Here is a 12,812-nt window from a genome sequence, read left to right as displayed (position 1 = left end):
TTGTATGATGAAGATCAGTCCAATAGAAGTAGGATTGCAGTAGCAGAAAATGCTCAGCAAGACAAAAAATCTACAATGTAGAGGAGGCACAGCATGTTTAGTCATATGATTAGCGATGACCTTCAACTGAAGCTTCTTGAGTATCGCCATTCGGAGGAGCTGTTTCAAGTGATTGATGCGAATCGGAATTACTTGAAAGAGTGGTTGCCATGGATCGATGAGACCATAAGTGTCGAACAGTCTAAGGAATTTATCCAATTCTCATTGAATGTATTAGCCAGCCAGAATGGATTCAACCTGGGAATCTTTTATGAAGAACGACTTGCGGGTGTCATCGGATTACATCATATAGACTGGAAGAATAAGAAAACTACGATAGGCTATTGGTTGTCTGAGGAGCATCAGGGCCAGGGGATCATGACGAGAGCATGTGAAGCGGTGATCGACTATGTATTTCATGACTTGTGCCTGAACAGGGTGGAGATTAGAGCCGCCGAGCAGAATCGGAAGAGTCGGGCAATTCCTGAACGACTGAGCTTCGTGAATGAAGGAAAAGTCAGGCAAGCGGAATGGATCGAGGATCATTATGTAGATCATGTCATTTACGGGATGCTGAGAGAGGACTGGAAGGAGAGGGCAATCCTGTGAACATGAGAGAAGAGGTAACACAATTACGACATCGCAGAGCAGAGCTATTTGATGCAGATGTTTTACATATTTTTAATGGACAAATGATGTACGATGAATTTCAATCCAATGCATTAATAAGTAACGCGGATTATGTTCCATTCAACGAGGCCATGTGTGTGCATCCAGCTTCAAAGCCCATATTTGATGAAGCCTTTATTCAGCTTCGTGCCGAGGGGCACCAAAGCTCTGTAGAGAGCTACAGAAACATCGTCATCGAGCCATTACAACCTTTATTTGAACATCACTACAATGCCATCGTTTTATGGTTTGGTGAAGATGTATTTTGCCAGATGAATCTGTTGACCGTATTAGCTTATCTGGAGCAGTCAAACTATAAGGGGAAGGTATACTTGAATAGCTTTCGGGATGATGAATTTAAAGTGAGCCAAACCGAGCTCTTGTTAGGCAGTTATCTCCATGTATATGAAGAGGTACTCTTACATCAACAGAAGCCATCAATCGACATATTCCCAGTGATGCATCAAGCGATCGAGCTGCACCTGAGTATGCTTGCTGAGGACAACAGCGTAACGAGATATATTCAGAATTACGCTGATCTGTCCGAGGGCGAATTGGTGGAGCGGCTGATTACTGTATTCCCGACACTTGGGTATGGCGATCTGCAATATATCGAACGAATTAGGCAAGTACGTCAAATCTGAATCGCATTAGCTAATACAACAAGCTATTCTATTCGGGGTACGATGTAATGATCCGGGAAGACTTGAAGGGAGTGCATGAAGGTGAGCGAAGCCAGATTAATTCATGCTAATGAATTAGAGCCTCTTTTATTACTTTATACGTTCCTCCAACCTGATGATCCCGAATTGATCAGAGGAGACACACATCCTGATTATCGAAGACAAGGGTTTGGCCAGTTGGCTATAGCCAAAGCAATCGCTCAAGAGATGAATTGTTATAAACTGATGCTAATGACAGGCTCTCGAAGAGAAGAAGTGCATCACTTTTATGAGAGAGCAGGATTTGTTAAAGGCAAGAAAACAGGATTCGTTATAAACATGTGAGGGTAAATCGAAAATCAACACGAGTCCGATTAAAGAGCCGGGAGCGCGAAAATTAATGAAAGGAATCTGGAGGTACACCGCTATTTTTTTGGTATTAATTTTACCAAGTATAGTATTACAGGTGGCATTGATTCATCTTTTTCCCTATACAGGATTAGGAAGAATCTTATCCGTGCCAGCAACTTTGATACTTAATTCAACATTCATCACTCTTTGTATGATGCTGAACAGGAAGTATGGAAATAAGATTCTGAATATAACAACTGTATTAATTTTGAATATTGTATTGACTATTGGACTATATCCACAAGAATTTAACCCTCCAATTTTAGTTCAGAGTATAGAAGCAGTAAAGGCGATTCAAGATTTTGATCACATAACCATAGAGGATCTAGGTAACAGTGGTGATGTGAGTCCTCCAAGATATGTCGTAGCTCTATATAAATTTAAGGACGAACTGCTCTCAGAAGGAGTATATCAACTATATAATCGAGAAAATGTGTATTTTTATAATTACAGCATAAAGAATGTAGATGAAATCCCTTCAAAATTGATAGGATACCACAAGGTCATGTGGTGGTATTTAAATTTATAAGAAGGTTGTTCACAGATTAAGCGGAGGTAGACATGAACACGCTTTATCAATTCGATCCAGATGAAGTCGACAATATAACGATTCGTTTCGGTGAAGATTTCTATTATAAAGTCTTGAGGGATATTGCCGTGTATGCAGATCAATGGAAATTGAGCTCTCTTCAATTGGTTGCCTCCTATTCTGCAAACTTGGTTTTTAGATGTTATTCCGAAAACTATGGGAACGTAGTGCTTAAAATAGGGAATCCCTTCTTCGGTGGAATCGTTACTGAACTTAATACTCTGTATGAGTATGCGGGAGAACGATTCTGCCGAGTCTTCGACGCCGATATTGAAAACGGTATCATCCTTGAAGAGTGTGTGCAGCCTGGCATTTCGTTGAGGGAGGAGAGCTCTCTGGAGCAGCGACTCTCTATTTTTTGCTCTCTATATAGCGGCTTGCATAAGACGCCCGCAAATGCAGCGATATATCCAACCTACATAGAGTGGGTCTGTAGAATAACAGATTACATGAGCAAGCGGCAAGATTGTACCGATTTATATGCGTATATGCAGAAAGCCAAAGACATGTGCTTAGCAGTTGCTAATCTATATTCACAGAAGTTGCTGCTTCATGGCGACCTCCATCACGACAATATATTGCTCGGTGATGCTGGACAGTATAGGATTATCGATCCCAAGGGCGTGATTGGTGATCCTGTATTTGATGTCCCTCGTTTTATACTCAATGAATTTGAGGATGAAATTACTGCGGAGCTGTATAAGAAGATCAATGCGATCCTATGCAACCTTGAGGAGAAGCTTACGATTCCCCAAGACATATTAAAGCAATGTCTCTATATCGAAACCACAATGGGGGCATGTTGGAGCGTCGAAGACGGCTCACCCCCTGATCATTATCCAAGCTTGATGGAAAGGGTTGCTTTCGCAGATTCCATATTGAATTCTATATAAGGGATTAAAATCTAAAAAATGATATAATAAGCAAAAACATAAGGTCAAGCATCGTCGCTGGCGCTCCTCGGTCTGGTATTGTGGGCAGGGGAGTGAGGTTCTGTCAGATGCACATGGCGTTCAAACGAGCGTCATGACATAGACATTATGCATGTTGACCAGATGAAAGGATACTCCTCTATGAGATGTCTTGGTTGCCGATTAGCGAATCGGCTTGAAGAAGCACATGTAGTTTTCGAAGATGCTTATATGACCTGCATTCTAGATATTGACCCACTCAATGAAGGACACACCTTAATACTGCCTAAAGCACATTATTCAGAGCTTGAAGAAATCGATGAGTCTACTATGCAATCTATAATGAATGCGTCGGTCGTCATCTCCAAGGCAATGAAAGGGATCTACAAGCCTGATGGAATAACGGTTATGCAAAATGGTGGACTATTCAATGATCTCCATCACTATCATATGCATGTGTTTCCAAGGTATAAGGAGGATGGATTCGGATGGATAGAACCAGGGAAGAAACTCAATAAGGACTTGGAGCAGGTGAAGCTGAGAATTATTGAAGAATTAAAGTTCTATTGAGGGTGATTGAGCGAGTTCTGAGTAGTAGTGAATAGATTTCAAGGCACAAAAGCTGGAAGACAGATGGAGCGAATTACTGTCAAGGATATAATGCTGGATAACAATGAACGAATTATTGAGCGCCTTGATGTAATCATAAATGAATATAAAAAATCAAGAGCTAATAGAGAGGATGGACATGTGTAAATGATTAAGTAATTCACGGGGTCTTAGGAGCTATAGCCAGGAATCATCCACGCAGCCCTGCCACTTAACAAATCTAGCACCGGAGGTATATATGTTCGATGATCGATACTATTTAGAAATCGCACTCGAAGAGGCTGAGATGGCTTTCTCCGAGGGTACAATACCTATCGGCGCAGTCATTGTAGGGCCAGCAGGCGAGATCATTAGCCGGGGACGTAACCGAGTCTTTACTGCAATGGACCCTTCTTGTCATGCTGAGATTGATGTCATCCGAAGTGCGGGGAATGTCCTATTAGATCCAGAATACAAGAACAGATGCACGATGTATACAACGGTAGAGCCTTGCCCGATGTGCTCCGGTGCGTTAATTCTTGCGGATATAACACGGGTGGTGTGGGCGCTGAGCGATGATTATTTGGGAGCGATGAGGATTATGAAGGAAGGCAATCATTTTAGGCACAAATTTGACAAGATCCGTATAACACCTATGCCTTATACCGATTTGGCTATAAGATCACAAGAGCTGCATAGGAGATGGGATGAGAAACGAGGAGTAAGGTATATTGTAAGTAATATTCTTACGAATAATACGAGCAGAGAGGAATAATCAAGCTGAGCTCTTATATATAGGAGGCCGCTGACTGTTCCTCGACTGCGGTTAGCGGCGGTCTGGTTATTTCATTGTCGGGCAGTTATTTACATTTCTTTGTCCCCACATCACAAGAGACTCCAGTATTGGTACCAGCTCTTTACCCGAGCCAGTCAAGGAGTATTCCACACGCGGCGGAATCTCATTGTACTGTTCCCGATGAATGATTCCGTGCTCCATTAGATCCTTGAGACAATTAGTTAAGGTCGTCCCAGTAATACCGATCAATCTTCTCTTTAATTCGTTGTAGCGGATGACCTCCACTTCACTTATTATGGCGAGAATGGGAAGGTTCCATTTCCCCCCAATGACATGGAAGGCATACGTAGCCGGACATAGCTCGCTCATATTAAAATCATACTTCATTGCCAACACCTCACGCGGTATGTTTATGGATACTTAGTCCTTAATATAGTAGTACATCTCACAACATCGTCATGTATTATAATCGTACCACAAGAGGCGTTATGCATACAGCACGAAAACAACCCCGCATAAGACAAGCCGCTGTAAACACGGTTTTCCGATTGTAATATAAATGTAGCCTAATTCTTTATAAGGTTGGTATAATAAGATATATTTTTCCAAAGTTTGAGAGTGATCAGTTGAATAGAACATCATAGGGGGTGCCAGATGGATTATCATGTGATTCACCAAGCCAAAGAATTATCGATACGAATGGCTCGTCAGGCTGGAGAGATTGCAAGAGGAAAATTTGATCATGTTGTCGATTTAAAATCCAAAGATGAGTTTGGCGATGTCGTTACGGAAGTGGATCATTTGGCTGAAGCCATCATCATCGAGCACATTCAGTCTACATTTCCCACGCATCAGATCCATAGTGAAGAGGCAGGGAGTATCGGGGAGGAGAACGATTGGCTGTGGCTGGTTGATCCGCTCGATGGAACGAATAATTTCGCGATAGGATTGCCTATTTTTACGACCTCTATCACGTTGATGTATAGAAGACAACCTGTTCTTGGGGTGGTGTACGAGCCATTGACCGATAGATTGTTTGTCTCTGTCCTTGGGGAAGGGACGTATTGCAATGATCGGAAGGTTCAGATCAAGAAAAATCCGAATATTTTCAAGGGAAACATAGGCTGGATTCAAGGCCATGTCGTACAGAACGACCAACGGGCAGTCAAGCTAAGACAACATATTGATTTAAGCTTCAAACGAATGATGAGACTATGGGCTCCTACCCTTCAATGGTGCATGCTTGCCAAGGGGGATATAGATGGAATTATTCTGTACAATTCTGAAGGAGATGATCTCTATTCAGGTATCCTCATGGTACAAGAAGCCGGAGGTGTCGTGATCGATTATGATGGCAACCCATTCACAGGGATGAACGAAGAGCCCTATTTAATTGCGTGTCATCCAGACCACCAACAAGAGTTAATGAGAATCGTGAGAGAGGCACTTCCTTAACCGGGCTTGACCAACTGCTGTTATGCAGCAATGCACCGCGGGCTGGGAGCGGCGCGCGGTGCGAAGGTGCTCATTGGGTAAGAGACTATAGAGAGGGAGGCGAGTCCTTGGAGCCATTTTTTCATTTTGATACGGAGGAGATTCAAATTAGAAACCGCTTCCTCAAGTTATTTGCTTCGTATCCACGCTGAATGATTCAACCTGCCGAGAAAGACATGAGAAACCTCCAAGCTCATCCTAAGCCAATGTATAGCCTAATAGGAATATGCCTGTTCTTCATAACATTCATCGTTCATATATGTTTTAGATTTAGTAGCATCTCAGATGTAGGTATAGGTATGCTATTATCACTTGCAAATGCAGTATTATTAATATTTACGCTGTTATGGGGTGTTCTAGGGCTAACTGAGTTGTATAAGTTCTTAAAGCTTTATCAAAATGTTAAGGTGAAGTTGAATGATCAAAAAATGCAAAACACCAATATTTTTAATAGACTTCATTTTTGTCTCGCAGTGAATATAACTTATCTCTTTATTTTGAGTGGTCAAATTGGATATGTACTTTATTATTGGAACGAAATAAACCTCTAACCTTAGGAGATGAAGAATATGAGTCAAAACAACGTAGTAGCCTCATTTGAAATTGAAGTTGTGAATAGAGAATATAAGCTTGTGGGCATGTCGATTACGGGAAACTATCCAGATTCCTTCCCGGAAGTCGCCGTCACGATTCAAAGAGCATTTTGGGATAGAAGGAAAGAGATTAAGAACTCCAAGGACTACGACATCCTATTCAGTCCTGGCATGTGCAATGGTATTGTGGCCACTTATTTTGCGTGTACAGAGGTGACAGACATTGGAGAGGTGCCTGAAGGGATGCTCGCATTCACATTGCCGGACATGGAGTATGTCAAAATAGCCTGTACGAATAAAACGATCGCACAAGGCTACGATAAGCTATTTGAGTGGATGAAGCAAAATCAATATGAGCATAGATTCTATAATGCTTGCCAAATCGAGATATTCTACATTGATGAGGAGGCAGAGGAGGAGCCGGTGGACATTCTGATTCCACTAAGCAAAGTGAAAGCCTAACGATAACATCTCTCGGGCGAGTTCAACCAATCAGAGGAGTGCTGCACATGAACATAGATCAATTTGTGGTGAGAAGAGCGGGCCTAGAGGATATGCGGGCGATTGCGCCTCTGTTCAATCAATACCGGATGTTTTACAACCAGCCCTCCGATGCGGATGGAGCGTATGCTTATTTGTCGGAGCGTGCGAAGCGGGGCGAATCGGTCATCTTCGCGGCGTGGGACAGGGGCTTAAACCTTGCTGTGGGCTTCACGCAGTTGTATCCATCCTTTTCTTCGATCTCCATGAGGAATAGTTGGATACTGAATGATCTATTCGTTGCAGATCACCACCGCGGCCAAGGGGTTGCCCGACAACTGATGAATGCGGCTTCGGAATATGCGGCTGAGACGGGGGCGAAGGGGCTAGAGCTATCGACAGGTACAGCTAATAAAGCGGCGCAGCAGTTGTATGAATCACTCGGATATGAGCGGGATGATGATTTTTATCATTACTATTTATTGATTAACTAGCATACTTGGCGAGCGCGGCGTGGCCGCTAAAGCAACTACTATCGCCAATCTCGGCGAGTAGGCCCGCTGCATAGACGCGATCGATGCCGGGCACCTTCTAGCGGCCTATGGATTTACATCCTACTACACGAGAAAGAGATGAGTATGCTGGGAAACCATTGGAACAAAATAGTCTATAAGATATGGGCTCCGATTTATGATCGCTTTTTCAACTCAGGTGCTTTTCTGGCTGCACGAAAAAAGGTATTCTCTGAGCTTCGAGTGGAGCCCAGGCAAAAAGTTTTATTTATCGGAGTGGGGACGGGAACAGACCTTCCATTTTTGATGGGCAAGGATGTGGAAATCACAGGCATTGATCTGTCGCCTGACATGCTTTAGAAAGCCAAGGATAAGTACAATTCGTCACAGATTACATTTATTGAAATGGATGCACAAGCTCTTACTTTCTCATCGAATTCATATGATCTGGTTGTTGCGAACCTTATTTTGTCTGTTGTCCCCGATCCGCAGCAGTGTCTGCGAGAAATGATCCGTGTGTCACGTGATGGAGGGCAAATGATCATTTTTGATAAATTTATTCCTCAAAATCAGGAGCTGTCATGGATAAAGAAGATGCTACGTCCTGTTATAGGGCTGATGGGAACCGACATCGGTCGCAGTTTCGAACAAATTACCAAGCCTTTTTTGTTATGCTTAAAAATAGAAGAAGATATACCTGTCCTCTTCAACAATATGTATCGTAAAATTGTACTAAGAAAACGGCCAAGCACTGAAACCAGTGCTTGACGATATGAATTAATAAATTTCTAGTAATAATCGGGGAAATACCGCAATATTCGCTGTAAAGTGACAATATCCGCGATAAAAACAAGGAAAAAAGTATTATACCAAAAATGTTATAATATAGTAAAATTAGATATAGTAGTACAAATAAATTTTGCGGGAGGTAAATGATGAAGAAGAAGCTTAAGCTAATCATTCTGATGCTCACGATGCTGTTGACCTTCTCCACATCCGTCTCTGCGGTACCGCTGGCTTCAGATCCGACTGAACCAGCAAATAACTCTCCTACTACAACTTACTGGTACTCTCAGAACCTTTTGACATCATGGATTCAATCGCCTAATGATATTGATTTCTGGAATTTCATTTCTCCCAAGACAGGTTATCAAGAACTGTGGATTTTACCACCTCCAGGAACCACATACGGGTTCGGCATTTATGAGTATGGTGCTTCAACTCCACTGCAATATGTCATAGCGAGTGGCAGCGTCGGAATCTCTTCTATTTACGTTCCGTTGGTTGCGGGGCAAGCGTATACTGTGATGGTCTTACCATTTAACGGTACCTACGATGATGTGACTCCGTATTATATTGGGCATCCCGTGTTGTTCCCCTACTAAGACAGCCTGATTGCAGGTAGAACACATACATGATAATAAGCGGCCTTGATCCTGAAAGCTGGGATGAAGGCCGTTTTATTTTGGCATGAAGAAGTCTTGGTATCCATGAAGGGAGGCCATGCTCCAGTTGGTCTTGATCTCTATTGGTATTGAAGAATGTACTTATATGTAATATAATGTACTGTATATATAAGTACACTTAAAGGGGGAGGGACGATTGGAGATTATTATCAGCAGCAATACCAGCAAGCCGATCTACGAACAGATTACGTCACAAATCAAGGGAATGGTAATGAGCGGGCAGTTGAAAACCGGCGATCCGATCCCCTCTATGCGCTCCCTCGCCAAGACGATTCATGTCAGTGTCATTACCGTGCAAAAAGCATACGAGGATTTACAGCGGGACGGTTTTATTGAGACAACTGTCGGCCGGGGCAGCTTTATATCCGCGTTGAACCGGGAGTTTATTCAGGAAGAGCTGCACAAAAAAATAGAGGAGCATCTACGGCTGGCCGCAGAAACTGCGCGATCAAGCGGGGTGAAGCTGGAACAGCTTACGGAGCTTTTAAGCATTTTCTACAAGGAGGACTAGACCATGAATTATTGCTTGGAGGTTAAGAACCTGTCCAAGGCCTATTCCAATTCCGAATTCAAATTAGATCATGTGTCGTTTTCTATCCCTCAGGGGTGTATCATGGGCTTTGTCGGCGAGAATGGAGCAGGTAAAACGACAACCATTAGTTCAATCTTGAATACCATTAAGCCGGATAGCGGCAGTATCGCAATTTTCGGCGAGGAACTGACCGATGAACGAACGGACCTACGTGAACAGATCGGGGTTGTATTTGATGCCATTAATTTTCCCGAGGCTCTCACTGCCCGTAAGCTGGCTCTGGTGTTTCGAGATATATATCGCAACTGGGACGACAGTCTATTCCAGAACCTAATCCGTAGACTTCAAGTACCCGCCGACATAGCTATTAAGGATCTGTCGCGCGGCATGACTATGAAGCTGGCCACCGCGGTAGCTATGTCTCATGGCGCCAAGCTGCTGCTGCTTGATGAGGCGACCTCTGGCCTTGACCCGATAGTAAGAGAAGAGATGCTGGACTTGTTTCTGGAATTTGTAGAGCATGAAGAGCATTCCATCCTCATGTCGTCCCATATTACGAGTGATCTGGAGAAGGTTGCAGATTACATTGTCTTTATGCACAAAGGCAGGGTCATTTTGAGTGAGTCGAAGGATGATCTCATGTACAATTACGGGATTGCTCGTTGCAAGGCGGAGCAGTTTCATGCCCTGGATCAATCCGAGTATGTGGCCTATCGAAAAAGAGGACTGCAGACGGAAGTTCTGATCCCGGATAAACATCGATTCTCCAAGGAACACCATGGGATTATTGTAGATGACGTAACCATTGATGAAATCATGCTGCTGCTAGTCAAGGGGGATCAGTAATGAAGGGACTTATCCGCAACAACCTGTATTCCATGGGAGGCAACCTCCGAGTCACGCTGCTCATTGCTGTACTATTAGCCTTTTTTCCTTTACTTCTTAAGGAGTCTTCCATGGTTCCGATTATTTTCTCGATACAAATCTTTCTGTTTGTTGCCAACACAGGGACTTCACTCCGAGTGGATGAGTCCTCCAAATGGAACAAGTTCGAGCTGACGCTGCCCATCAAACGCCGCACCATCATTGGGGCGAAGTATGTGTCGTTCTTCTTGCTGATCCTCCTTGGTGTGCTGATGAGTTTCCTCACGCTTGCTGTTGTCAAAGTCTCAGGGAGTCAGCTCGATCTGAATAGTGTGATCTATAGCTATAGCTTTGGGCTGACGTTGTCCATCACATCCGTGGCCTTGATGTACCCGATCATGTTGAAGATAGGCACAGAAAAAAATGAACTGATCGTATTTATCTCCTGTCTTGCTGCGATCGGGATGATGGTGGTGCTTGCCACGATTCTGATCCCTGCGACTGGTGGGATGCAGCTTCGTCATCCGCTTGTTGGTATCGTCTCCGCGTGCATGGCTGTTATCCTATTTGTTGCTTCCTACTTTTTGTCCATTCATATCCATCGGAATAAAGAATTCAGGTAAGGTACCCTAAGAAAAGACACAGGAAGCCAATGCAAGCAGTACATCGCTCCCCCTAAGACATAAGCTGTCTAAGGGAGAGCTCGGCGACATCAGAGAAGCCATAGCATGATGCAAAGCAGGCTATCCTTTGTTTTGGCGAAGGAAGCGGCGATTGATCGCAAAAGCGATAAGAATAGACAGGAAGCCGAGTATAACGGGTATGCCATATGCTTCAATCGAGAAAGCTTGGCCTTCGAGCTTCAGGTGGTCGGCAGCGCGATACTCGAGCCGCTTGGCGACAAATCTCGCCGTCATTATATCCTCTTGCTCCGATAAATCCTCGAATGCGGGGTCCATTGCGAACCGACCGACCGCATCACGGTGCAAGAACAGCAGACCCGGGCTGTTGCCGCTGTCTTTCCATTGCTTGATGTCTTCGGAGGCTGTAGCTTCGGCATCTGTACCAACAATAATCATTTTTGATAGCTTCGGCACCTCTTGAGTCTGATAACGCGCTGCTAGATATAGACCATGCTTGGTTACGATCGGTTCATTGTGGCTAGATACGGTCAATGTCGTTGTCGTTCCAGAAGCAGCATACGTATCGAATGCGGCGGACAAATCCAATTCGTCCACACCGTTATATAGCAACACACCTGCTTTGACTTTATTCCATTGAAAAGCATTGTTCAGAACGTAGGTTATATCACTCCATTCGATATGGAACGGTTCCATGTGAGGGTTTGTCATGTAATCGTAAGAGGGATAGTTCATCTGCTTCGCCACCGCTCTTGCAGCCGCCTCTCCTAACTGCTGAGAGATGACATATAGTGTAGCATCGATACCCGATGTCAGACCGGCAGAAGATACGATATTGCCTTGCGGGACGTAGCGCTGGTCGTTGACCCACGAAATTTCAGGATAGGCCTTAACGAGCCGATTGAGGTCACCCCAGTGTGTCGCGGCCGATTTTCCATCCAGTAGACCCGTATCCGCGAGGTTCTCCGCTCCGTTGCATATCGTGAGCAATGTAGTATGGGGGCTCGAGTGCCTCTGAATCCATTCCCGGACAGGCGCATACTTCTTTTCATCCAGTATAGGCATAAATGGGATAACGATAATATCCGGGCTTTTGCCTAGCATCGCGTCCAACTCTTCGAACGAATAATGCGGGAGCACATCAAGTCCCCCGGTTAATGATTTTATCTCGCGATCAGGCGCAACGCCGTATACATTGTAAGACGCTGTCATCGCAAACATCTCGTAGGGAACGAGAAAGTCGAACACCTCCGTCACCTCGTTGGCCAGTAGCACAGCCACCGTAGGTTTGTTGGCGTCATACGTTGGTACGTGCACATTCGTCCAAGCAGGAGGGGGATTATCGTATACCGACATTCCGGCATTCATGGTTTTGACGAACCCGATGCCTCCTGCTCCCCCCACAATAACGATAAACACGAGGAAATACATGATGATACGCAATCCAGCTTTCACTTCCAAATTCCCCTTTCAACCCTCAATTGATGTGACCTTATTCACTATAACAACTCAAGATTTACTTCACATCTGTCTCGGGGTGGGTGGGGGAGCTGGACTTCCGATGG

18 protein-coding genes and 1 pseudogene are annotated in these 12,812 nt (G+C 44.1%); 16 read left to right on the top strand and 3 right to left on the bottom strand.

The annotated features are described in order from the left end of the window. Nucleotides 1-93 precede the first annotated feature (93 nt). The 7 genes from ACY1JZ_RS01005 (at nt 94) to ACY1JZ_RS00975 (ending at nt 4,644) form a co-directional block, all read left to right on the top strand. Nucleotides 94-648 (top strand): GNAT family N-acetyltransferase, encoded by a 555-nt coding sequence (locus ACY1JZ_RS01005; protein ID WP_462627673.1) that lies wholly within the window; start codon nt 94-96, stop codon nt 646-648. Next, on the top strand, nt 645-1,352 hold the full coding sequence (locus ACY1JZ_RS01000; RefSeq protein WP_462627672.1) for an AraC family transcriptional regulator: 708 nt from the start codon (nt 645-647) through the stop codon (nt 1,350-1,352). Before ACY1JZ_RS01005 ends, ACY1JZ_RS01000 begins: the two co-directional genes overlap by 4 nt. Before the next feature lie 75 nt (nt 1,353-1,427). Beyond that, on the top strand, nt 1,428-1,715 hold the full coding sequence (locus tag ACY1JZ_RS00995) for a GNAT family N-acetyltransferase (RefSeq protein WP_462627671.1): 288 nt from the start codon (nt 1,428-1,430) through the stop codon (nt 1,713-1,715). A gap of 55 nt (nt 1,716-1,770) precedes the next feature. Then, entirely contained in the window at nt 1,771-2,310 is a 540-nt protein-coding gene (locus ACY1JZ_RS00990) for a hypothetical protein (protein WP_462627670.1), read from the top strand. 32 nt (nt 2,311-2,342) lie between these two features. After that, nucleotides 2,343-3,263: an aminoglycoside phosphotransferase family protein gene (locus tag ACY1JZ_RS00985; RefSeq protein ID WP_462627669.1), complete on the top strand. Its 921-nt coding sequence runs from the start codon at nt 2,343-2,345 to the stop codon at nt 3,261-3,263. Between the two features lie 180 nt (nt 3,264-3,443). Beyond that, complete coding sequence (locus ACY1JZ_RS00980; protein ID WP_462627668.1) at nt 3,444-3,851, top strand: HIT family protein; 408 nt, start codon at nt 3,444-3,446, stop codon at nt 3,849-3,851. A 277-nt stretch (nt 3,852-4,128) separates the two neighbouring features. Then, nucleotides 4,129-4,644, top strand: a complete 516-nt coding sequence (locus ACY1JZ_RS00975) for a nucleoside deaminase (RefSeq protein ID WP_462627667.1) — start codon at nt 4,129-4,131, stop codon at nt 4,642-4,644. Between the two features lie 66 nt (nt 4,645-4,710). Here ACY1JZ_RS00975 and ACY1JZ_RS00970 read toward each other — a convergent pair whose 3' ends face one another. Next, on the bottom strand, nt 4,711-5,052 hold the full coding sequence (locus tag ACY1JZ_RS00970; RefSeq protein ID WP_462627666.1) for a winged helix-turn-helix transcriptional regulator: 342 nt from the start codon (nt 5,050-5,052) through the stop codon (nt 4,711-4,713). A 267-nt stretch (nt 5,053-5,319) separates the two neighbouring features. On the opposite strand from ACY1JZ_RS00970, the gene ACY1JZ_RS00965 reads away from it, so the two are divergent. From ACY1JZ_RS00965 to ACY1JZ_RS00955, 3 genes are all read left to right on the top strand, one after another. Then, a complete protein-coding gene (locus ACY1JZ_RS00965) occupies nt 5,320-6,120 on the top strand; it encodes an inositol monophosphatase family protein (protein ID WP_270168712.1) in 801 nt (266 codons plus the stop codon). A gap of 608 nt (nt 6,121-6,728) precedes the next feature. After that, the gene (locus tag ACY1JZ_RS00960; RefSeq protein WP_270168713.1) at nt 6,729-7,214 is read left to right on the top strand and encodes a GyrI-like domain-containing protein; all 486 of its coding nucleotides are present in this window, start codon (nt 6,729-6,731) and stop codon (nt 7,212-7,214) included. Between the two features lie 47 nt (nt 7,215-7,261). Continuing rightward, nucleotides 7,262-7,726, top strand: coding sequence for a GNAT family N-acetyltransferase (locus ACY1JZ_RS00955; protein WP_462627665.1), 465 nt, complete (start codon nt 7,262-7,264; stop codon nt 7,724-7,726). On the opposite strand, the gene ACY1JZ_RS00950 is transcribed toward ACY1JZ_RS00955, so the two are convergent. Beyond that, a complete protein-coding gene (locus ACY1JZ_RS00950) occupies nt 7,719-7,820 on the bottom strand; it encodes a transposase (RefSeq protein WP_462627664.1) in 102 nt (33 codons plus the stop codon). The genes ACY1JZ_RS00955 and ACY1JZ_RS00950 overlap by 8 nt on opposite strands. A 44-nt stretch (nt 7,821-7,864) precedes the next feature. On the opposite strand from ACY1JZ_RS00950, the gene ACY1JZ_RS00945 reads away from it, so the two are divergent. From ACY1JZ_RS00945 to ACY1JZ_RS00920, 6 genes and pseudogenes are all read left to right on the top strand, one after another. Then, entirely contained in the window at nt 7,865-8,104 is a 240-nt protein-coding gene (locus tag ACY1JZ_RS00945) for a class I SAM-dependent methyltransferase (RefSeq protein WP_462627663.1), read from the top strand. A 15-nt stretch (nt 8,105-8,119) separates the two neighbouring features. Beyond that, nucleotides 8,120-8,512 (top strand): annotated as a pseudogene (locus ACY1JZ_RS00940) (class I SAM-dependent methyltransferase); the annotation flags it as partial. A gap of 167 nt (nt 8,513-8,679) precedes the next feature. Then, complete coding sequence (locus tag ACY1JZ_RS00935) at nt 8,680-9,129, top strand: hypothetical protein (RefSeq protein ID WP_462627662.1); 450 nt, start codon at nt 8,680-8,682, stop codon at nt 9,127-9,129. Nucleotides 9,130-9,346: 217 nt separating this feature from the next. After that, nucleotides 9,347-9,721, top strand: coding sequence for a GntR family transcriptional regulator (locus ACY1JZ_RS00930; RefSeq protein ID WP_270168720.1), 375 nt, complete (start codon nt 9,347-9,349; stop codon nt 9,719-9,721). 3 nt (nt 9,722-9,724) lie between these two features. Then, nucleotides 9,725-10,588, top strand: coding sequence for an ABC transporter ATP-binding protein (locus tag ACY1JZ_RS00925; RefSeq protein ID WP_462627661.1), 864 nt, complete (start codon nt 9,725-9,727; stop codon nt 10,586-10,588). Then, nucleotides 10,588-11,229: an ABC-2 transporter permease gene (locus ACY1JZ_RS00920; RefSeq protein ID WP_462627660.1), complete on the top strand. Its 642-nt coding sequence runs from the start codon at nt 10,588-10,590 to the stop codon at nt 11,227-11,229. Before ACY1JZ_RS00925 ends, ACY1JZ_RS00920 begins: the two co-directional genes overlap by 1 nt. A gap of 120 nt (nt 11,230-11,349) precedes the next feature. Here the strand turns inward: ACY1JZ_RS00920 and ACY1JZ_RS00915 are convergent, their stop codons facing one another. Further along, the gene (locus ACY1JZ_RS00915; protein ID WP_462627659.1) at nt 11,350-12,702 is read right to left on the bottom strand and encodes a DJ-1/PfpI family protein; all 1,353 of its coding nucleotides are present in this window, start codon (nt 12,700-12,702) and stop codon (nt 11,350-11,352) included. Nucleotides 12,703-12,812: the final 110 nt, after the last annotated feature.

This window comes from Paenibacillus sp. J5, from assembly GCF_054955055.1.
This window is presented reverse-complemented; position numbering and strand designations above follow the sequence as displayed.